This is a genomic window from Janthinobacterium sp. HH106 (assembly GCF_001758725.1).
Classification (GTDB): Bacteria; Pseudomonadota; Gammaproteobacteria; order Burkholderiales; family Burkholderiaceae_D; genus Janthinobacterium.
Genome location: NZ_LRIC01000030.1, coordinates 104,479 through 125,046 on the forward strand (window position 1 = coordinate 104,479; position 20,568 = coordinate 125,046).

Annotated in this window: 24 protein-coding genes; 18 read left to right on the plus strand and 6 right to left on the minus strand. The window is 61.5% G+C overall.

The window, feature by feature from the left end; genetic code table 11:
* Positions 1-79: 79 nt before the first annotated feature.
* Together JAB8_RS13450 and coq7 are read left to right on the plus strand one after the other, a co-directional pair.
* The gene (locus tag JAB8_RS13450; RefSeq protein WP_070289994.1) at positions 80-511 is read left to right on the plus strand and encodes a hypothetical protein; all 432 of its coding nucleotides are present in this window, start codon (positions 80-82) and stop codon (positions 509-511) included.
* A gap of 86 nt (positions 512-597) precedes the next feature.
* On the plus strand, positions 598-1,242 hold the full coding sequence (gene coq7, locus JAB8_RS13455; protein WP_070222718.1) for a 2-polyprenyl-3-methyl-6-methoxy-1,4-benzoquinone monooxygenase: 645 nt from the start codon (positions 598-600) through the stop codon (positions 1,240-1,242).
* A gap of 90 nt (positions 1,243-1,332) precedes the next feature.
* Here the strand turns inward: coq7 and JAB8_RS13460 are convergent, their stop codons facing one another.
* The gene (locus JAB8_RS13460) at positions 1,333-1,755 is read right to left on the minus strand and encodes an OsmC family protein (RefSeq protein WP_070289996.1); all 423 of its coding nucleotides are present in this window, start codon (positions 1,753-1,755) and stop codon (positions 1,333-1,335) included.
* A gap of 225 nt (positions 1,756-1,980) precedes the next feature.
* Between JAB8_RS13460 and rplM the strand changes: the two genes are divergently transcribed.
* The 5 genes from rplM to erpA all read left to right on the plus strand — a co-directional run bounded on the left by rplM (position 1,981) and on the right by erpA (position 4,956).
* Positions 1,981-2,409: a 50S ribosomal protein L13 gene (gene rplM, locus JAB8_RS13465; protein ID WP_010393282.1), complete on the plus strand. Its 429-nt coding sequence runs from the start codon at positions 1,981-1,983 to the stop codon at positions 2,407-2,409.
* Between the two features lie 9 nt (positions 2,410-2,418).
* Complete coding sequence (gene rpsI / locus JAB8_RS13470; RefSeq protein WP_010393285.1) at positions 2,419-2,811, plus strand: 30S ribosomal protein S9; 393 nt, start codon at positions 2,419-2,421, stop codon at positions 2,809-2,811.
* A gap of 170 nt (positions 2,812-2,981) precedes the next feature.
* Complete coding sequence (gene argC, locus JAB8_RS13475) at positions 2,982-4,019, plus strand: N-acetyl-gamma-glutamyl-phosphate reductase (RefSeq protein WP_070222714.1); 1,038 nt, start codon at positions 2,982-2,984, stop codon at positions 4,017-4,019.
* Positions 4,020-4,109: 90 nt separating this feature from the next.
* Complete coding sequence (locus JAB8_RS13480) at positions 4,110-4,499, plus strand: polymer-forming cytoskeletal protein (protein WP_070290243.1); 390 nt, start codon at positions 4,110-4,112, stop codon at positions 4,497-4,499.
* Between the two features lie 94 nt (positions 4,500-4,593).
* Entirely contained in the window at positions 4,594-4,956 is a 363-nt protein-coding gene (gene erpA, locus JAB8_RS13485; protein WP_029496047.1) for an iron-sulfur cluster insertion protein ErpA, read from the plus strand.
* Between the two features lie 169 nt (positions 4,957-5,125).
* On the opposite strand, the gene JAB8_RS13490 is transcribed toward erpA, so the two are convergent.
* Positions 5,126-6,220: an anhydro-N-acetylmuramic acid kinase gene (locus tag JAB8_RS13490; protein WP_070289998.1), complete on the minus strand. Its 1,095-nt coding sequence runs from the start codon at positions 6,218-6,220 to the stop codon at positions 5,126-5,128.
* Between the two features lie 141 nt (positions 6,221-6,361).
* Complete coding sequence (locus JAB8_RS13495; protein WP_070289999.1) at positions 6,362-7,729, minus strand: M23 family metallopeptidase; 1,368 nt, start codon at positions 7,727-7,729, stop codon at positions 6,362-6,364.
* A 154-nt stretch (positions 7,730-7,883) separates the two neighbouring features.
* On the opposite strand from JAB8_RS13495, the gene tyrS reads away from it, so the two are divergent.
* From tyrS to JAB8_RS13550, 11 genes are all read left to right on the plus strand, one after another.
* Entirely contained in the window at positions 7,884-9,149 is a 1,266-nt protein-coding gene (gene tyrS, locus JAB8_RS13500; protein WP_070290002.1) for a tyrosine--tRNA ligase, read from the plus strand.
* Complete coding sequence (dtd, locus tag JAB8_RS13505) at positions 9,146-9,592, plus strand: D-aminoacyl-tRNA deacylase (RefSeq protein ID WP_070290004.1); 447 nt, start codon at positions 9,146-9,148, stop codon at positions 9,590-9,592. Before tyrS ends, dtd begins: the two co-directional genes overlap by 4 nt.
* A 33-nt stretch (positions 9,593-9,625) precedes the next feature.
* Positions 9,626-10,258 (plus strand): YbhB/YbcL family Raf kinase inhibitor-like protein, encoded by a 633-nt coding sequence (locus JAB8_RS13510; RefSeq protein WP_070290006.1) that lies wholly within the window; start codon positions 9,626-9,628, stop codon positions 10,256-10,258.
* 3 nt (positions 10,259-10,261) lie between these two features.
* On the plus strand, positions 10,262-10,906 hold the full coding sequence (locus JAB8_RS13515; RefSeq protein ID WP_070222701.1) for a histidine phosphatase family protein: 645 nt from the start codon (positions 10,262-10,264) through the stop codon (positions 10,904-10,906).
* A gap of 118 nt (positions 10,907-11,024) precedes the next feature.
* Positions 11,025-12,077 carry a tRNA dihydrouridine synthase DusB gene (dusB, locus tag JAB8_RS13520; RefSeq protein ID WP_071653823.1) on the plus strand — a complete coding sequence of 351 codons (1,053 nt, stop codon included), beginning with the start codon at positions 11,025-11,027 and terminating at the stop codon, positions 12,075-12,077.
* A 168-nt stretch (positions 12,078-12,245) separates the two neighbouring features.
* The gene (locus JAB8_RS13525) at positions 12,246-12,479 is read left to right on the plus strand and encodes a helix-turn-helix domain-containing protein (RefSeq protein WP_008445162.1); all 234 of its coding nucleotides are present in this window, start codon (positions 12,246-12,248) and stop codon (positions 12,477-12,479) included.
* A 107-nt stretch (positions 12,480-12,586) separates the two neighbouring features.
* Positions 12,587-14,173 carry a bifunctional phosphoribosylaminoimidazolecarboxamide formyltransferase/IMP cyclohydrolase gene (purH, locus tag JAB8_RS13530; protein WP_070290015.1) on the plus strand — a complete coding sequence of 529 codons (1,587 nt, stop codon included), beginning with the start codon at positions 12,587-12,589 and terminating at the stop codon, positions 14,171-14,173.
* A 180-nt stretch (positions 14,174-14,353) separates the two neighbouring features.
* Positions 14,354-14,893, plus strand: a complete 540-nt coding sequence (ruvC, locus tag JAB8_RS13535) for a crossover junction endodeoxyribonuclease RuvC (protein WP_070290017.1) — start codon at positions 14,354-14,356, stop codon at positions 14,891-14,893.
* A 35-nt stretch (positions 14,894-14,928) separates the two neighbouring features.
* Positions 14,929-15,507 carry a Holliday junction branch migration protein RuvA gene (gene ruvA / locus JAB8_RS13540; RefSeq protein ID WP_070222695.1) on the plus strand — a complete coding sequence of 193 codons (579 nt, stop codon included), beginning with the start codon at positions 14,929-14,931 and terminating at the stop codon, positions 15,505-15,507.
* A gap of 6 nt (positions 15,508-15,513) precedes the next feature.
* The gene (gene ruvB, locus JAB8_RS13545) at positions 15,514-16,569 is read left to right on the plus strand and encodes a Holliday junction branch migration DNA helicase RuvB (protein ID WP_034749202.1); all 1,056 of its coding nucleotides are present in this window, start codon (positions 15,514-15,516) and stop codon (positions 16,567-16,569) included.
* Between the two features lie 32 nt (positions 16,570-16,601).
* Positions 16,602-17,069, plus strand: coding sequence for a YaiI/YqxD family protein (locus JAB8_RS13550; protein WP_070290244.1), 468 nt, complete (start codon positions 16,602-16,604; stop codon positions 17,067-17,069).
* A gap of 66 nt (positions 17,070-17,135) precedes the next feature.
* Here JAB8_RS13550 and JAB8_RS13555 read toward each other — a convergent pair whose 3' ends face one another.
* The 3 genes from JAB8_RS13555 to JAB8_RS13565 form a co-directional block, all read right to left on the minus strand.
* On the minus strand, positions 17,136-18,275 hold the full coding sequence (locus JAB8_RS13555; protein ID WP_070290246.1) for an OmpA family protein: 1,140 nt from the start codon (positions 18,273-18,275) through the stop codon (positions 17,136-17,138).
* A 13-nt stretch (positions 18,276-18,288) separates the two neighbouring features.
* On the minus strand, positions 18,289-19,806 hold the full coding sequence (locus tag JAB8_RS30160; protein WP_070290019.1) for an ice-binding family protein: 1,518 nt from the start codon (positions 19,804-19,806) through the stop codon (positions 18,289-18,291).
* Positions 19,807-20,081: 275 nt separating this feature from the next.
* A complete protein-coding gene (locus JAB8_RS13565) occupies positions 20,082-20,549 on the minus strand; it encodes a DUF2147 domain-containing protein (protein ID WP_070222691.1) in 468 nt (155 codons plus the stop codon).
* Between the last annotated feature and the right edge of the window lie 19 nt (positions 20,550-20,568).

A 20,568-nucleotide genomic window follows, 5' to 3' on the forward strand; every position in this document is an offset into this window, starting at 1 on the left:
ATCGTTTGGTCTATTGAAAAAAACAGCATCTTCATGCAAGCTGGCCCGGTGGCGCCGGCGGACGGCGCGGGAGAGCGTAATGCAAACGATCGATCAGGCGATGCAGGACAAGGTATTGGCCGTGGCGCGCGCTGGCATGACCAGTGCCGAAGCCATCGGTTTCTTCCGCGTCAGCCTGGGGCTGTACTATCTGGCTGGCCTGATGACGGAGCAAACCCTCGATTTCAAGCAGATCGACGCGAAGTACAACCGTTTTATTTACCACTCGCTAGGCGGCGGGCACAGCATCGCCAGCGTGCTGCAATTCATGAGCGGCGAGAAAGTCTTGCGCGTGCTGCAATCGGAGCGTTTTCGCGCCGCGTTTGCCCAGCATTGCCCGGACATTCCCGTCGACAGTATTTCTTTCCTGGTTTCACTGAACCTGGGCGTGGCGAAAAGCCTGTCCGGGCTCGATGCCGTCGGCCCCGTGGTGGACTGGATCGAGCAGGAAAAAGCGCGCACAGGTCAATAAAGCCCCGTTCGGCCCGCGCGCGGCGTGGGGACGGCTGGCCCTGATCGTCCTATAATTCATGTTTTCCCTTACATGAATAGCTCACGATGACCGCGAACCGCCACTTTGACCCCCTGGATCGTTTGATTGTTGGCGCCGACAAGGCCTTGCGCGTCATCGCGGGCGTGGCTTCGGCCTCGCGCCCCACGCCGGCCGCGCATGCGCCCGATGCGGAGCTGAGCCCGGCCGAGCAGCGTCACAGCGCCGGCTTGATGCGCGTCAACCATGTGGGCGAAGTGTGCGCGCAAGCCTTGTACAACTCGCAGGCGCGCTATGCGCACAGCCCGGCCATCCGCGCCCAGTTCGACGAGGCGGGACGCGAAGAGGAAGACCACCTGGCCTGGACGGCGCAGCGCCTGACGGAGCTGGGCTCGCGTCTGAGCCTGCTCAATCCCTTGTGGTATGCGGGTTCGTTTGCGCTGGGCACCATCGCCGCGCGCATGGGCGACGGCCGCAGCCTGGGTTTTGTGGTGGAAACGGAACGCCAGGTGGAAGCGCACCTGGCCAGCCACCTGCAGGAATTGCCGCCGCAGGATGCCAAGTCGCGCGCCATCGTCAAGCAGATGGCCATCGACGAGGTGGAACACGGCGCCGCCGCCCAGCGATTGGGCGCCATCGATACGCCAGCGCCCGTGAAGGCGTTGATGGGCCTGATGGGGAAGGTCATGACCAAGACGGCGTATTACTTGTAGGTCGGATTAGCGCGGCAATGCCGCGCGTAATCCGACACATTGTTGGCGTTACGGGTGTCGTCGGATTACGCGCTCACGCGCTAATCCGACCTACTCCTCGATGATTTCGAAGGAATGCGTAATTTCCGCAGTTTTCGCCAGCATGATCGACGCCGAGCAATATTTGTCATGCGACAATGAAACGGCCCGTTCCACGGCCGTCGGTTTCAGGGCCTTGCCCCGTACCGTGAAGTGGAAGTGGATCTTGGTAAAGACTTTCGGATCGGTGTCGGCGCGCTCGGCCTTCAGGGTCACTTCGCAGCCGTTGACGGCTTCGCGGCCCCGTTTCAGGATCAGCACCACGTCATAGGCGGTGCAGCCGCCCGTGCCCAGCAAGACCATTTCCATGGGGCGTGGCGCCAGGTTGTGGCCGCCGCCATCGGGCGCGCCATCCATGGTCACCAGGTGGCCGGAACCGGTTTCTGCCCGAAAACTCATGCCCGACGGGCCATTCCAGCTGACTTTGCATTCCATCGTACTCTCCGAAAATTGTAAGCGTTTTGTATTGTAATAGAGGAATGCTCATCCATGTGCCGGCCGCCAGCCCGCAGCCGGGCTGTATTGCGGCTTGACGCGGCAGGGCAAAGCCGCTTATACTTGTCGGCTTTCCGTTCGCTCAGGAAAAGTAAATAAGGCAGAGTCCGCACAGCAACATCGGCGGAACCACCATTTGAGCGTGTAATCTATTAGGAAGTCAACATGAAAACATTTTCCGCTAAAGGACATGAAGTCCAGCGCGATTGGTTCGTGGTTGACGCGACGGACAAAGTCCTCGGACGTGTTGCCAGCGAAGTGGCACTCCGACTGCGCGGCAAACACAAACCAGAATTTACTCCTCACGTCGATACCGGCGACTTCATCGTCGTCATCAACGCAGGCAAACTGCGTGTGACCGGTACCAAAGCTACTGAGAAAATTTACTACCGTCACTCTGGCTATCCAGGCGGCATCTACGAAACCAACTTCCAGAAAATGCAACAGCGTTTTCCAGGTCGCGCGCTTGAGAAAGCGGTCAAGGGCATGCTGCCTAAAGGCCCACTCGGCTACGCAATGATCAAGAAGCTGAAAGTGTACGCGGAAGGTTCCCATCCGCACGCTGCTCAGCAACCTAAAGCACTTGTTCTCTAAGGAACTGACATGATCGGTAATTACAATTATGGAACCGGCCGTCGCAAAAGTGCAGTGGCTCGGGTTTTTATCAAAGTTGGCACAGGCTTGATCGTTGTTAACGGCAAACCAGCAAACGAATACTTTTCGCGCGAAACGGGTCTGATGGTCATCCGTCAACCTCTGGAACTGACCGGCAATGTCGAGCGTTTCGACATCAAAGTCAACGTCCATGGCGGCGGTGAGTCGGGCCAGGCTGGTGCAGTTCGTCACGGCATCACCCGCGCTCTGATCGACTACGATGCAGCGTTGAAACCGGAACTGGCGAAAGCCGGCTTCGTGACCCGCGATGCACGTGAAGTCGAGCGTAAAAAAGTTGGTCTGCGCAAAGCACGTCGCGCAAAGCAATTCTCGAAGCGTTAATTTCTACGCTACAGCACCTTGCGGGGTGCTGGTCGAAAAGCCGCTGGACTTCGGTCCCGCGGCTTTTTTGCATTTCAGCGTGACTCTGCGTTGCGCTGTAAAATACGCGGAAAACCCGCAGGGGGAGCGTTTCCCTTCATCTTTATGCAATCTATACACAAGGAAAGAACATGATCAAAGTTGGCATCGTCGGCGGCACTGGATACACGGGCGTGGAGTTGCTGCGCTTGCTCGCTACCCATCCAGATGTCGAGTTGACGGCGATTACCTCGCGCAAGGAAGATGGCTTGCCCGTTGCCGACATGTATCCTTCCCTGCGTGGCCACGTCAAGCTGGCGTTTTCCTCGCCGGACAAGGCGAACCTGGAGCAGTGCGACGTGGTCTTCTTCGCGACCCCGCATGGTGTTGCGATGGCGCAAGCTCCAGCCCTGCTGGCCGCCGGCGTGAAAGTCATCGACCTGGCCGCTGACTTCCGCCTGAAAGACCAGGCCAAGTTCGAGCAGTGGTACAAGATTCCCCACACGGCCCCCGAGCTGATAGCCGAGGCCGTGTATGGCTTGCCGGAACTGAACCGCGAAGACATCAAGCAGGCCAGGCTGATCGCCAACCCCGGTTGCTACCCGACCACCATGCAGCTGGGCTTTTACCCGCTGCTCAAGGCGGGTCTGGTCAATGCGGGCGGCTTGATCGCCGACTGCAAGTCGGGCGTGTCCGGCGCCGGCCGCAAGGCGGAAATCGGCATCCTGTTCTCGGAAAGCAGCGACAGCTTCAAGGCCTATGGCGTGGCAGGCCACCGACACCTGCCGGAAACGACGGCGCAACTGCAGCGTTTCACGGATGAGAAAGTGGCGCTGACCTTCACGCCGCATCTGGTGCCGATGATCCGCGGCATGCATTCGACCCTGTACGCGCAGCTGAACAAGGATGTCAGCAATGAAGAATTGCAAGCCTTGTTCGAAACGCAATACAAGGACGAGCCTTTCGTCGACGTGATGCCATTCGGCTCGCACCCGGAAACCCGTTCCACGCGCGGCTCGAACATGCTGCGCCTGGCCTTGCACCGCCCTGAAGGCGGCAATACCGTCATCGTGCTGGTGGTGCAGGATAACCTGGTCAAGGGCGCTTCGGGCCAGGCCGTGCAGTGCATGAACTTGATGTTTGGCTTGAAAGAAACGGCAGGTTTGCAACATATCGCCTTGCTGCCGTAAAAATAGGCAGCCGTGCTTGCGCGGGTCCGGCGCCTTTTTGCCGGACCTGTGCTAAATTGGACTGCCACGTATACCAACAGGATGACGTTCATGTTCGAGCGCAACGCGAAAAACCCCATCGACACCCTGATTGGCGCTTCCACGCGGATCGAAGGCGACTTGCTGTTTTGCGGCGGCTTGCGCATCGATGGCCATGTGCGCGGCAACGTCACGGGCGAGGCGGGCGAGCCCACGCATATAGTGCTGGGCGAGGCAGGGCGCATCGATGGCGAGGTGCGCTGCTCGAGCCTGGTTGTCAGCGGCGAGATCAATGGCCCTGTGTATGTGTCCGAAATGCTTGAAATCCAGCCCAAAGCCCGCATTGTAGGAGAGGTCTATTACAAGGTGCTGGAAATGCACAGCGGCGCATTGGTGCAGGGCAAGCTCAGCCGCCACGACAGCGCCGACCCCGTGCTGCACCTGGCCGTATCGGAAATGTGAGCAGGAACAACACCGGCCAACCGCCTCTGCGGCCGCCGCAGCGCGAGTTGTGCCAACAGTCTATAATGAGGCTATGTTTTCTGAGGAGTCTGAAATGAATGCAGTCGCTGAAATGCAAGATGTGATCCCTTCGCCTATCATCTTTACCGATAGCGCCGCTGAAAAAGTCGCGCAGCTGATCGAAGAAGAAGGCAATCCCGACCTGAAATTGCGCGTCTTCGTGCAGGGCGGCGGCTGTTCCGGCTTCCAGTATGGCTTCACCTTTGACGAAATCGTCAACGAAGATGACACCACCATGGTCAAGAACGGCGTCCAGCTGTTGATCGACTCCATGAGCTACCAGTACCTGGTCGGCGCGGAAATCGACTACAAGGATGACCTGGAAGGCGCGCAGTTCGTGATCAAGAATCCGACGGCTACCTCCACCTGCGGTTGCGGTTCGTCGTTCTCGGTATAAGCTGGCACACCTGAGAAAACGTCCATGGCGGCGTTGCATTGCCTCGCCGTACTCTTCGTACTGTCTTTGGCAATGCGCCTTGCCCTGAACGTTTTTCAGGCGCGCCAGTTTACAGGCGCAATATAAAAATAGCGGATCATCGATCCGCTATTTGTGTTTCTGCGCCCGCTTAGCGCGGGTAGAGCGCGCCCAGCACCCGCAAGCCCTGCGCACCCGTCACGGCCGGCAAGTTGCCCGGCTTGCGCTGAGTAAAGCGCCAGGCCAGCCAGGCAAACGCCAGTGCCTCGACCTGGCTGGGCGCCACGCCCAAGGCCTCCGTCGACTCCACCGCCATGCCCGGCAATTCCCGGGCCAGCGCCGCCATCAGGCTGGCGTTCTGCGCGCCGCCGCCGCACACATACACGGTTTCCGCCTGCGCTCCGTCGCGCGCGATGGCCTGCGCCAGGCTGACGGCCGTCAGCTGCGTCAAGGTCGCCTGCACGTCGGCGGCTTGGGCGCCACAGTGATTCGCCAGCTTGCCTTGCAGCCAATCCGCGTGGAACAGGTCGCGGCCCGTGCTTTTCGGCGCCGGCAAGTCAAAATAGGGATCGTCGAGCAAATCCGCCAGCAGGGCAGGCAAGACTTTGCCCGTGGCGGCCCAGGCGCCGTTGGCATCATACGGCTGGCCCAGATGCCGCAAGGCCCAGCCGTCCATCAGCGCATTGCCGGGACCCGTGTCGTAGCCCGTTACCGCGCCGTCCGCGTGCAGCACGCTGATATTGCTGATGCCGCCGATATTGGCCAGCACGCGCGTGTGGCCGGGCAAGTTGAAAATGGCCTGGTGAAAAGCGGGCACCAGCGGCGCGCCCTGGCCGCCGGCCGCCACGTCGCGGCTGCGCAAGTCGGCGATGACGTCGATGCCCGTCAGTTCCGCCAGCAGGGCCGGGTTGTTCAACTGGCGCGTAAAGCCCAGCTCGGGGCGGTGGCGGATGGTCTGGCCATGCGCGCCGATGGCGGCGATGGCGTCCGGGCCGATGCCCGCGTCGCTCAACAGCAGGGCGACGCAGTCGGCGTAGTGGCGCACGAGCTGATTGGCCGCCAGCGCTTCGCGTTCGATTTCATTCTGGCCGGCACTTTGCAAGGCCATCAGGTCGGCGCGCAGGCTGGCGGGAAAGGGAATGTAGGCGTCGCCCAGGCTGCGCGTGCCGCCATCGTCGGAAAAGTCGACCAGCGCGCCATCGACGCCATCGAGGCTGGTGCCAGACATCAGACCGATATACAGCATGGGGGTTGTCCTTGAATGCATAAGTGATGGGGTGCATTGTGCCGCATTTGTGCCGTGCGCACGCGGGAAAAAACAAAGGCACCGGCCATCTGCATGGGCGGTGCCTTTATGGGTTGCCCGAAGGCAGTGTTGCAATGTCGTTTAACGCGACGCCAGTGCCGTGTCGTTCGGACGCAGCAGGGTGAAGCGGTGCATCATGTCGGCGGAGACCATGCGGAAGCGGCTCAGCTCGGCAGCCGTCAATGGCGCCTGGGCTTGTACGTTCAGCTTGCTTGGATCTTGTGCCACGCCGCCGACGCGGAATTCATAGTGCAAATGGGCGCCCGTGGACCAGCCGGTGGTGCCGACGTAGCCGATCACATCGCCCTGGCTGACTTTTTGACCTTTTTTCAGGCCCGAAGCGAAGCGGCTCATGTGGGCGTAGGCGGTGCTGTAGTTGGCCCAGTGTTTCAGGACAACAACATTGCCATAGCCGTTCTGGCTGCCGACGGAATCGACCACGCCATCACCGGAAGCGCGGATGGGCGTGCCCGTTGCTGCGGCGAAATCGATGCCCTTGTGCGCTTTCCAGTTGCCGGAAATCGGGTGCACGCGCATGGAGAAGCCGGACGAGATGCGGGAAAATTCGAGGGGGGATTTCAGGAAGGCTTTTTTGAGGGACTTGCCGTCGAAGCTGTAGTAACCGCCGCCTTGCTTGCTGGCTGGGTCTTCGAACCAAACGGACTGGTAAGTCGTGCCGCGGTTGGTGAATTCACCGGCCAGGATGCGGCCCGCTCGGACAAATTCGCCATCTTGCCAGAATGTTTCGTAGACAACATTAAACGAGTCGCCGCGTTTCAGGTCGGAGCGGAAGTCGATATTGGTCGAGAACATTTCCACGATTTGCGCGGAAATCGAGTCTGGCAGGCGGGTACCGTCCAGGCTGGAGTCGGTGGCGGCGAACAGGGTGGAAGTAATCTTGCGCGCGTGCATTTCAACGCGGCGTTCCAGCTGGGCTGCCACTTCCGTGGCCACGAACTTGTCGCCCTTGCGGGTAATCAGGATGTTCTTGACCGATTTGTCGGTGCCGTCGACGAGGGTGGCGCGCATCCAGTTGAGGTCGCCGTTTTCGGTCGTTTGCGCTTGCACGCGCTTGCCCGATTTCAGCAACATCACGCCGCGCGCGATCTTGTCGGTTTTGATGAAATTGGCGGCCGCCGGATCATCCACGCCGAGACGGGTCAGCAGGGTGGCGAGGGTATCGCCAGCGCGGACTTTTTCTTCGTGGGTGAAATTCTGGTCTACCTGTTCCATCGCGGAAATTTGCGAGGCGAGATCAGGCATTTCCAGGTTCTGGGCGATGGACGTGACCGGCAAGTCCGATGCGTCGGGCGCCATGGGCGACACAGCGACCGCGCCGAAGGCGGCCACGGCGAGCAGCACCGCGGATGCGCCAATAATGCGCGCCTTGCGTGTCGTCGTCAGCTGTGTGTACAAGCGTGAGCCTGTGATTTTATGTATAGGGTTCATGCAATCAGTTAAAATTTGCCCTTGAACGTGACCTGAACTAGTGCTCTTTGTTATTGTTATTTTGGTTCGTTTTCATACGGCAAGATTGATGGGATCGAGCATTATAGCAAACTCCGCAAACCTACCACCATTTTGAGATTTATAGTCAAATTTTATGGAAATCAACACCACCGCATCGCCTACAAAGGCTAACGCCGCTCAGACCGCGCTTCCACTGTCGGACAGAGTACAAGAAGCCCTCGCGATTACCAAGCGTGGCGTCGACGAACTCTTGATCGAAAGCGAATTTGCGCAAAAATTAGCGCGCTCCGAGAAAACTGGTGTTCCACTGCGCATCAAACTGGGCCTGGACCCGACTGCACCCGACTTGCATCTGGGCCACACTGTCGTGCTGAACAAGATGCGCCAGCTGCAAAACCTCGGCCATCAAGTCATTTTCCTCATCGGCGATTTTACTTCCATGATCGGCGACCCTTCGGGCCGCAACGTCACGCGCCCGCCGCTGACCAAGGAACAGATCGAGATTAACGCGATGACGTATTTCGCGCAAGCATCTTTAGTGTTGGATGCCAGCAAGACGGAAATCCGTTATAACTCCGAGTGGTGCGATCCGCTGGGCGCGCGCGGCATCATCCAGCTCGCTTCCCACTACACGGTGGCGCGCATGATCGAGCGCGACGACTTCACCAAGCGCTTCCAGGGCGGCATTCCGATTTCCGTGCATGAATTCCTGTACCCGCTGATGCAAGGCTACGACTCGGTGGCCCTGAAATCGGACCTGGAACTGGGCGGCACGGACCAGAAGTTCAACCTGCTGGTGGGCCGCGAACTGCAAAAGCAGTACGGACAGGAGCAGCAGTGTATTTTGACCATGCCGCTGCTGGAAGGTTTGGATGGCGTGGAAAAAATGTCCAAGTCGAAGAATAACTACATCGGCATCACGGAACCGGGCAACACCATGTTCGCCAAGCTGATGAGTATTTCCGACGTCATGATGTGGCGCTACTACGAGCTGCTGTCGTGGCGCTCGATCGCCGAACTGGCCCAGCTGAAGCGCGAAGTCGAGGAAGGGCGCAATCCGCGCGACGCCAAGGTTGCGCTGGCGCAAGAAATCGTCGCCCGTTTCCACTCGCAGCAGGCGGCCGAAGATGCGCTGGCCGACTTCGTCAACCGCTCGAAGGGCGGCATTCCCGACGATATCCCGGCAGTAACCCTGGCCGGCGCCCCGCTGGGCATCCCGCAATTGCTGAAACAGGCGGGCCTGTGCCCGTCGACATCGGAAGCCATGCGCAAGATCGACCAGGGCGGCGTGCGTATCGACGGCACCGTCATCAGCGACAAGGGCCTGCAAGTGGCGGCCGGCGAATTCGTGTTGCAAGTTGGCAAGCGCAGTTTCGCGCGCGTCACCTTGACGGCATGATCGCGCTGCTGCAGAGAGTCACGCAGGCGAAAGTCGACGTCGGCGGCGCCACCGTCGGCGCCATCGACGCCGGCCTGATGGTGCTCGTGTGCGCGGAGCGGGGCGATACGGAAAAGGAAGCGGACGCCCTGCTGACCAAACTGCTCGGCTATCGCGTGTTTGCCGACGAAGCGGGCAAGATGAACCGCAGCGTGACGGACGTGGCCGGCGGCTTGCTGCTGGTGCCGCAGTTCACCCTGGCGGCCGATACCAAGTCCGGCACGCGCCCGTCGTTTACGCCGGCGGCCGCGCCGCAGGACGGCTTGCGCCTGTTCACGCATTTCGTGGACCAGGCGCGCGGCCGCCATGCGACCGTGCAAACGGGGCAGTTCGGTGCCGACATGCAGGTGTCGCTCACCAATGACGGCCCCGTCACATTCTGGCTGCAGGTGAACGCTAAATAAGCGTCAAACAATAACTATAAAGAGGAGCAAGCGATGAAATTGTGGAGCGAGACGTTTCGTGATGGCGGCCTGATGCCGGCCGACTATGCCTTTGCCGAGATCGATCCGGCCAGCCGCGTGCGCCTCGCCGGCAACCGCAATCCCCATCTGGCCTGGGACGAGGTGCCCAACGGCACCGAGTCGCTGGCCCTGTTCTGCATCGATCCCGATGCGCCGCAAGACGCCCGCCTGGCCAACCGCGACGACCAGTCCCTGCCGCTGACGGCGCTGCGCGGCGACTTTTATCACTGGAGTTTGCTCGACGTGCCGCCCGCCATGCGTTCTATTGCCGCCGGCGAATTTTCCAGCGGCATCACGCCGCGCGGCAAGGCTGCAGGTACTGGACTGCGCCAGGGCATCAACGACTACACGGGCTGGTTTGCCGGCGATGCCGCCATGGCCGGCGATTATTACGGCTATGATGGCCCGTGCCCGCCGTGGAATGACGAGCGCATCCACCACTATATTTTCCGCCTGTATGCGCTCGACGTGCCGCGCCTGGAGCTGCCCGAGCGTTTTACGGGGCAGCAAGCCCATGCCGCGCTCTACGGCCACATCCTCGACGAAGTCCAGCTCGTCGTCGCCTACTCGCTCAATCCCGAGTTGGCACTTACCCTGAAGAAATAACGCATGAGCACCACGATTTTATTGATACGCCATGGCGAAACGGCCTGGAATGCGGGCCGCCGCCTGCAGGGCCATATCGACATCGCCCTGAACGAGGCGGGCCTGGCGCAAGCGGCCGCGCTGGGGCAGGCGCTGGCCGACGAAGCACTGGCCGCCATCATCGCCAGCGATCTGCAGCGCGCGCAGCAGACGGCGCAAGCCGTTGCTCAGTTGAAAGATTTGCCCGTGCAGACCGACCCCTTGCTGCGCGAGCGCTGCTATGGCGCTTTCGAAGGCTTGCTGTATGCGGATATCGCCGCGCGCTATCCGCACGAGTATGCGCAATGGCAATCGCGCCAGATCGACGCCGTGATGCCGTCGGGCGAGCGCGACGCGGAGAGCTTCCGCCAGTTTTACGCACGCGCGAATGGCGCCATCGCCCGCTGGGCCGAACGCTATGACGGCCAGACGATCGCCATCGTGGCGCACGGCGGCGTGCTCGAGTGCGCTTACCGCGAGGCGGTCGGCATGACGCTCGACAGTCCGCGCGACTTCCAGGTCAAAAATGCCAGCGTCAACCGCTTCTCGTATGCGGACGGCAAGCTGCATTTAGTGCACTGGGGAAATATCGAGCACCTGAGCGCGCCCGCGATGGACGAGCTGGGGTAAGAGTGCCCTAAGCGGCGCCATCCTCACTCTGACGCACTGATCCAAAAAAATAGTGCTTATTAAATAGGCAGGGAATCGGTTAAAATAGCAGGTTCCTCCGTCCATTCCAGGTTCTTCAGTGCAAATCGGCCCTCACATTCTGCGCAACAATGTTTTCGTCGCTCCCATGGCGGGCGTGACGGATCGGCCTTTCCGCCAGTTGTGCAAGCAGCTGGGTGCCGGCTATGCCGTGTCGGAGATGGCGGCGTCGAATCCGCGCCTGTGGGCAACGGAAAAAAGCGCGCGCCGCACGGATCACGACGGCGAAATGGAGCCGAAAGCCGTGCAGATCGCCGGCGCCGATCCGCAAGACCTGGCCGACTGCGCCAGGTTCAACGTGGACAGGGGCGCGCAGATCATCGACATCAACATGGGGTGCCCCGTCAAAAAGGTGTGCAACAGCTGGTGCGGTTCGGCCCTGCTGCAAGATGAAAGCCTGGTCGAAAAGATCCTGCACGCCGTCGTCAACGCCGTCGACGTGCCGGTCACCCTGAAGTTTCGCACGGGCTGGAACCGTTCCAACAAGAATGCCCTGACCATCGCCCGCATCGCCGAGCAAGCGGGCATCCAGATGCTGACCCTGCACGGCCGTACGCGTGCCGATGGCTACAAGGGCGATGCCGAATATGAAACGATTGCCGCCGTGAAAGCATCGGTGGGCATTCCCGTGGTGGCCAACGGCGACATTACCAGTCCGGAAAAGGCCCGTTTTGTGCTGGATCAAACGGGCGCCGATGCCGTCATGATCGGCCGCGCGGCGCAGGGCCGGCCGTGGATTTGCCGCGAGATCGACCATTTCCTGCGCACCGGCACCTTGTTGCCGGCGCCGTATGTGGATGAAGTGCGGACCTTGATGGACGAGCATTTGCGCGCCCATTATGCGTTTTATGGCGAGTTTCTCGGCGTGCGCACGGCGCGCAAGCACATCGGCTGGTATGTCAAGGATCTGGAAGGCGGCGAAGCGTTCCGCCAGGAAATGAACTTGCTGGAGTCGACGGATGCGCAGTTGCTGGCCGTCGATCAATTTTTTGAGTCGCAATGGAAATTTGGCGAACGGTTACAATATCGCCTCGCCGAATCCAGTGAAAGTGGCCTGATCGATACGATCAAACCTGCGGCCACGGCAGCATGAGCAGATAGCAACAAGCAGGGTAAATCAGTTAGCAGCAGTACAAGGGCGAACGCCTATACAGAGCGTCATGCAATATTAATTACAACATCGAGGCAAGAGGGCAGCACGCGGACCGCATGAGCGGCGCGGCGCCGGATGGCCAGGTGTTCAGCCGGTTGAAGCATAAAAATGAGCAAAGAAAGCATTCAGGAAGTCGTACAGAAAAGTCTAGAAGATTACTTCAATGACCTGGGCGAACAGCAAGCATCGAATATCTACGACATGGTCGTGCTGACCGTGGAAAAGCCCATCCTGGAAGTCGTGATGACACGCGCCGATGGCAACCAGTCGCACGCCGCGCAGATGCTGGGCATCAACCGCAATACCCTGCGCAAGAAATTGCAGGAGCACGGTTTGCTGTAATGCCGGCATGCAAGTGACGCCAAGATTTGAATCCGCCGCAGCGGGCCCGGCCTGATAGCTGATTGCTGCGCCATTCGCCAAGAACACTTAACCACCTAGCCACAGCCATGATCAAACAAGCTCTCCTCTCCGTTTCCGACAAGACCGGCGTTCTCGACTTCGCCCGCGCCCTGTCCGCCCTCGGAGTCAACCTCCTGTCCACCGGCGGCACCGCCAAATTGCTGGCAGACAACGGTGTTCCTGTCACGGAAGTTGCCGATTACACGGGTTTCCCGGAGATGCTCGATGGCCGTGTGAAGACCCTGCACCCGAAAGTGCACGGCGGTATCCTGGCGCGCCGCGATTTCCCTGAGCACATGTCGAAACTGGTCGAGCACGACATGCCGACCATCGACATGGTGGTGGTCAACCTGTACCCGTTCCAGGGCACGGTCGCCAAGGCCGATTGCACGCTGGAAGACGCGATCGAAAACATCGATATCGGCGGCCCGACCATGCTGCGTTCGGCGGCCAAGAACCACAAGGATGTGGTCGTCATCTGCGACCCGACCGACTACGACGCGGTGCTGGCGGAAATGCGCTCGGCCGACGGCCAGGCCGGCGACGTCAGCTATGACACCAAGTTCATGCTGGCGAAAAAAGTCTTTGCGCACACGGCGCAATACGACGGCGCCATCACCAACTACCTGACGAGCCTGGGCCCGACGAAGGTGCACGCCGAGCGCGGCGCCTATCCGCAAATCCTGAACGTTGCATTTGAGAAAGTGCAAGACATGCGCTACGGCGAGAACCCGCACCAGAGCGCCGCCTTCTACCGTGACCTCGTCGCCACCGATGGCGCGCTGGCCAACTACCGCCAGTTGCAGGGCAAGGAATTGTCGTACAACAACATCGCCGATGCCGATGCGGCCTGGGAATGCGTGAAGAGCATGGGCGGCTTCGAGCAAAGCGCCGCCTGCGTCATCGTCAAGCATGCGAACCCGTGCGGCGTGGCCTTGGGCAAGAACGCAGCGGAAGCGTACGCGCGCGCCCTGCAGACGGACCCGACCTCGGCATTCGGCGGCATCATCGCCTTCAACACGGAACTCGACGGCGCCACCGCCGGCGAAATCGCCAAGCTGTTCGTGGAAGTGCTGATCGCCCCGTCGTTCTCCGCCGAAGCGAAACAAATTCTGTCGAGCAAGCAAAACGTGCGCATGCTGGAAATTCCGCTGGGCAGCGGCGTGCACGCCATGGACTTCAAGCGCGTCGGTGGCGGCTTGCTGGTGCAATCGCCGGACGCGAAAAACGTCGGCATCGGCGACTTGCGCGTGGTGAGCAAGCTGCAGCCGACGCCGCAGCAACTGGCCGACCTGATGTTCGCCTGGAAAGTGGCGAAATTCGTCAAGTCGAACGCCATCGTTTTCTGCGGCAATAACATGACCCTGGGCGTGGGCGCAGGCCAGATGAGCCGTATCGACTCGGCCCGCATCGCTTCCATCAAGGCGCAAAACGCGGGCCTGTCGCTGACCGGTTCCGTGGTGGCGTCGGACGCCTTCTTCCCGTTCCGCGACGGCCTCGACGTTGTCGTCGACGCGGGCGCGACCTGCGTGATCCACCCGGGCGGCTCCATGCGCGACCAGGAAGTGATCGATGCGGCGGACGAGCGCGGCGTCGTCATGTTGTATACCGGAACGCGTCACTTCCGTCATTGATAGTGAAGAGAGTAGGTCGGATTAGCGGGGCCGAAGGCCGCGCGTAATCCGACAAGCGCAGTTGGCGACGCATGTCGGATTACGCGTACCGCTAATCCGACCTACAGCTCTCGATAAGGTACTCAGCGGCAGGCACCGGTTATTCACCGGTGCCTGCCGTATTCATTATAGAATCTGGCGATGATTATTCTTGGCATCGATCCTGGCCTGCGCACGACCGGCTTTGGGGTCATTGAAAAACACGGCAACAAGCTGCGCTATATCGCGTCGGGCACCGTCAAGACGGGTTCCGAAGGGGAATTGCCGCCGCGCCTGAAGATCATCCTGCGGGGCGTGAGCGAAATCGTCGGCACCTACCAGCCCGATTGCGCGGCCATCGAAAAAGTGTTTGTCAACGTCAACCCCCAATCGACCTTGCTGCTGGGCCAGGCACGGGGCGCGGCCATTTGCGCGCTGGTCCACGCCGACCTGTCGGTGGCCGAATACACGGCCCTGCAAGTGAAACAGGCCGTCACGGGCCACGGCAAGGCGGCCAAGGAGCAGGTGCAGGACATGGTTTCCCGGCTGCTGTCGCTGCCCGGCTTGCCCGGTACGGATGCGGCCGATGCGCTGGGCGTGGCCATTTGCCACGCCAACAGCATCGATGCGCTGGCCATGCTCGGCGCGCTGGCGCCGCAATTGCAGGGCTTGCGCATGAAGCGCGGCCGCCTCGTTGGATAAAGCATCAATCTGAAATTTAACATTAGGAACACGCGATGATAGGCCGTCTCTCCGGTATTTTGCTTGAAAAAAATCCGCCACAATTGCTGGTCGATTGCCAGGGCGTCGGCTATGAAGTCGACGTGCCGATGAGCACCTTTTACAACCTGCCCCACGTGGGCGAAAAAGTCGTACTGTTCACGCACCAGGCCATCCGCGAAGATGCGCACCTGCTGTTTGGCTTCGGCAATGCGGCCGAGCGGGCCGTGTTCCGCCAGTTGATCAAGATCACGGGCGTGGGCGCGCGCATGGCCTTGTCGATTCTCTCGGGCATGACGATTGCCGACCTGGCCCAAGCCATTACCTTGCAGGATTCCGGCCGCCTGGTGAAAGTGCCTGGCATCGGCAAGAAGACGGCCGAACGGCTGCTGCTGGAATTGAAGGGCAAGCTGGGGGCCGATATCGGCGCCGGCGGCGCGCACGCGGCGCCCGATGCCCAATCGGACATCCTCAATGCGCTGGTCGCGCTCGGCTATTCCGACAAGGAAGCGCTGGCCGCCGTGAAAAACGTGCCGGCCGGCAGCGGCGTGTCGGACGGCATCAAACTGGCGCTGAAAGCGCTGTCGAAAGGCTGATAGGGCATGAGCATCCAGACCGACAGCTTCACGGAACAGCGCATCATCGACGCGGCGCCCATCTCGCACAACGAAGAGGCGATCGAACGGGCCTTGCGCCCGAAGCAGCTCGACGAGTACGTGGGACAGGAAAAGATCCGCGACCAGCTGGAAATTTTTATTACGGCCGCGCGCCAGCGCAAGGAAGCGCTCGACCATACCTTGCTGTTCGGCCCGCCTGGCTTGGGCAAGACGACCCTGGCGCACATCATCGCGCGCGAAATGGGCGTCAATCTGCGCCAGACCTCCGGCCCCGTGCTCGAGCGCCCGGGCGACCTGGCGGCAATCCTGACGAACCTGGAAGCGAACGACGTCCTGTTCATCGATGAAATCCACCGCCTGTCCCCCGTCGTCGAAGAGATTTTATATCCGGCCCTTGAGGATTATCAAATCGATATCATGATCGGCGAAGGCCCGGCCGCCCGCTCCGTCAAGCTCGATCTGCAGCCGTTTACATTAGTGGGCGCCACCACGCGCGCCGGCATGCTGACCAATCCGCTGCGCGACCGCTTCGGCATCGTCGCCCGGCTGGAGTTCTACAACACGGGTGAGCTGACGAAGATCGTCACGCGCAGCGCGGCCCTGCTGAAAGCGCCGATCGACCCGGAAGGCGCGCATGAGATTGCCCAGCGCGCGCGCGGCACGCCGCGCATCGCCAACCGCCTGCTGCGCCGCGTGCGCGATTTCGCCGAGGTCAAAAGCAATGGCGAGATCACCAAGGTGGTGGCCGACCGCGCGCTGGCCATGCTCGACGTCGATTCCGCCGGCTTCGACGTGATGGACCGCAAGCTGCTCGAAGCCGTGCTGTTCAAGTTCGGCGGCGGCCCCGTCGGCATCGGCAATCTGGCCGCCGCCATCGGCGAAGCGGCCGATACCATCGAAGACGTGCTGGAACCGTACCTGATACAGCAAGGTTTCTTGCAGCGCACGCCGCGTGGCCGTGTCGCCACGCCGGCCGCCTACCTGCACTTCGGCGTCAGCGCGCCGCGCATGGGCCCGGGCGGCGAAGCGTGGGAACTGTGATGGCGGAAGGCAGCCAGCAGGCCATGCCCGGCATGCAGATCTGGATCGACGCCGATGCCTGTCCCGTGGTCATCAAGGAGATTTTGTACAGAGTCGCCGACCGGCTGGAATTGCCGCTTACTCTGGTCGCCAACCAGGGCTTGCGCGTGCCGCCCTCGCGTTTCATCCGCACCGTGCAAGTGCCGTCCGGCGCCGACGTGGCCGACCAGGAAATCGTGCGGCTGCTCAATCCCGGCGACCTCGTCATCACGGGCGACATCCCGCTGGCGGCCGACGTGCTGGCCAAGGGCGGTTTCGCGCTGAACCCGCGCGGCGAGCTTTATACGAAAGACAATATCGCCCAGCAATTGACGATGCGCGCCTTCATGGAAGAATTGCGCAGCGGCGGCGTCGACACGGGCGGCCCGGCCGCCTTCAGCCAGTCGGACCGGCAGCAGTTTGCCAACAGCCTGGACCGGCATCTGAGCAAGCATCACCGCAAGCCGGCACCAGCGCAATAAGCTGTGGACGAAAAAACTGTGGACGAAAAAAAACCGGCGCAAGCCGGTTTTTTGTGCGCGTAAAACTTAACGCATGACTTTGCGCGTGCCCACGACTTCCACCGTCACGCGGCGGTTCTTGGCGCGGCCGGCGGCACTCGTGTTGTCGGCCACGGGCTGGGTTTCTCCCTTGCCTTCCGTGTAGACGCGGCTCGTCTCGACACCCTGCGCCACCAGATAAGCCTTGACGGCTTCGGCGCGGCGCAAGGAGAGCTTCTGGTTGTAGGCATCCGGACCGACGGCATCCGTATGGCCGACTGTGACGATGACTTCCAGGTCCATGCCCGTCAGTTGACCGAGCAGCTGGTCCAGTGCCGCCTTGCCTTGCGGCTTGAGCGTCGATTGATCGAAATCAAACAGCGCTTCGGAAGCAAACGACACTTTTTCCGACACGGGGGCTGGCGCCGGCTTGGCCTCGATCACCGGTGCCGGCATGGCGACGACGGGGGCGACTTCGGGCGCCGGCTGGTAGGCGGGCGTGGCGCTGGCCGGACGGCCCAGTTTATACACGAGGCTGACGGAATACAGGTCCGCATCGCCGCGGTTGCCGACGGCGTCGTTCAGGCGATAACGCTCGACTTCGCCACGCAGGGCCAGCGCTTCGCTGAACTTGTATTCGAGGCCCAGGCCCAGCTTGGCGTTGAGCTTGCGCTCGCTGGCATGGGTATTGGTCGAACCCAGCAGGCGGTTGCCGCTGAACTCCGTGTTGGCCTTCGTGTAATGCATGCCGACACGGCCCAGCAACGACAGGCGCTGCGACAGCGGCAGCTGGCCCAGCAAGTCCAGGTTCACGCCGCGAAAAACCGCTTGTCCGTTCAGTACGCCGTTGCCGCTGGTGGTCGACTTGAAATCGAACTTGCCCAGGTCAAAGTAACCGGCTTCCAGGGCGAAATATTGGTTCAGTTGGCGGCCGACAAACAGTTTATAGCCGGTGTCGCGCTGGTCCTTGCTGAAACCGGTGACGGTTTCGCCGTTGGCGGCCAGGCTGGCGCGCAGGCGCGGCTCGTCAATGGTGGCGCGCGACTGGCCCGCGCCCGCGCCGATGTACCAGGCGCTGTTGGCCCAGTCCGGGTTGATGAAGGTGTTGTCCTGCGCCTGCGCCGATTGGGCCGCCAGCAAGGCGCCGGCCATTACGCTCAGGGCGCCCAGTGTGTGTGCGATAGTCATGGTCATGTCCCGATTATTTGGTGATCTGATTGTTGCGCAGGGTAACGGCGGCGGCCGTCAGCACGCGGCCATTGAGCAGGGTCGTATTGTCGCCCACCGTGATGGCGGCCGACTGGCCCAGGATATTGCCCTTGAAGATGCTGTTGGCGGCCAGGGTGGTCGGGCCGACGGGCAGCCAGCTGACGTTGTCGGCCGTGGCGCCATTGTTCAGGGCAACCACCGAGTTGACGGTCGAGTTCAAGGTCAGGGCCGTGCGGAAGATGTACACGCCAGGACCGTTCAGGGTCAGGGTGCCCGTGATGCTGATGGCGCCCGCATAGCAATACACGCCGGGACCGAAGGTTTGGCCGCCGAGGTCGATGCCGCCGGCAAAGCTGACGTCGCACGTACGGCTGTTGCCATCCGTGATTGCCGCTTGCAAATCCGTCATGGCGCCGGCCAGGATGGCGCCCGACTTGTAGTTGGTAAAGCCTGCCGCCTGGGTCGGATCGACCGTTTGCGAAGGTGAGCCGACGTCGCCCGTGATCAGCGTGGTGCCGCCCGAATTGTTCGTGATCGAGGTACCTGCCAGCACGCCGAAAGGTGCCGCGCGGCCCAGGAAGATCGGGTTCAGGACGGGCGGGATGGCGACAGCGGTGACGGTCAGCAGCGCGCTGCCCGACTGGCCGCCGGCCGTGGCGGTGATGCTGCTGGTGCCGGTGGCAACACCGGTGGCGATGCCCGTGTTCAGTACCGTGGCATTGGCAACGGTGCCCGAGGTCCAGGCGGCGCTGTTGGTGACGATGGCGTTCGAGCTGTCGGAATAAGTGGCGGTGGCAATGAATTGCTGCGTGGCGCCGACAGCGATGCTGGCGGTGGCCGGCGTGACGGCAATGCTGACGATGCTGGTGGCCGGCACGGTGATGGTGGTGCTGGCCGTCTTGCCGTTGAAGCTGGCGTTCATGACGCTGGTGCCAAAGGCAACGCCGGTGACGAGGCCGCCGCTGGCGACGGTGGCGAAAGCGGGCGTGACGGCAAGGAAGCTGCTGCTGGCCGTGACGTCAGCCGTGCTGTTGTCCGAGTAGGTGGCAATGACGGCCAGCTGGCGCGTCGCGGCGACGGGCACGATGGGGCTTTGCGGCGTGACGGCGATAGCCAGCAAGGTCGCTGGCGTGACGGTCAACTGGGCCGCTGCGCTCTTGCCGCCAAACGCGGCACTGATGTTGCTGTTGCCGGCAGCGATGCCGGTGCTCAAGCCTGTGGCGGCATTGACTGTCGCGCTGGCCGGTGTGGCCGACGCCCAGGCCGCCTTGGCGCTGACGTCTTGCGACGAGCCGTCGCTATACGTGGCGATGGCCGTGAATTGCTGGCCCGCACCGATGGTGACCGTGGCCGTGGCTGGCGTGACGGCCAGGCTGGACAAGGTGGCGCCCGGCAAGCCGAGGATGGGATCGCGTCCCTGGTCGCCGCCGCCGCAACCGGCAAGGGCGGCCATGGCCAGCAAACCTGCCGAGACGAGCAGCGGATTCAGATATCGCTTGAAGAGGTTCATATAGTTCCTTTGTGCATGGCAATCATTGCCGGGCATCCGCGGATGAGGTCATCCGGCAGAGCCATGCCGCTTTTCGCTACAGGCGATGGCGTCACAGGCATGCACTATTTCATTTAGGAAACTTCAAGTATGTTCGGTGGCGCGCATAGCCTGCCTTTGGCAGGAAAATGGCGCAAACGCGAGCGATTCGGCCTGGAAAACAACGGCCGTGTGCGGAATACAGACACAAAAAAGCCGGCGCAGCGGCCGGCTTCGACAGGGCATACGTGTGCTGCTTAGTCTTCGCGTACCCACGTCTGCGAGCGGCCAAACATCGGCACGCCGACATAGCCGCGCACTTGCAGCTTGGTGCCGCCTTCAATCAGTTCGGCCTTGCTCTTGTAGGTCTTGCCATTGGCCGGGTCCATGATTTCGCCGCCCGTCCATTCCTTGCCGTCATATTTCAGGCCGGACAGGATCACCAGGCCGACGATGGGCTGGTCCTTGTTGGCGCCCGTGCACTTGTCGCACTTCGGATTTTGCTCTTCATTCGGGGCGCGGAACAGCTTGTCGATCTTGCCTTGCAAGACGCCGTTGCTTTCCGTGATGACGACGAGGGATTTCGGCTTGCCGCTGGCATCGTCGATGGTTTTCCAGGTGCCGACAGGGGTGTGGTTGTCATCGCGCGCGATGGCGCTGCCGGCGATGGCCAGGGCGGCCACCAGTACGCTTGCTTGAATGCTTGCTGTGAATACTTTATGCATCGCTAGTCTCCAATGGTTT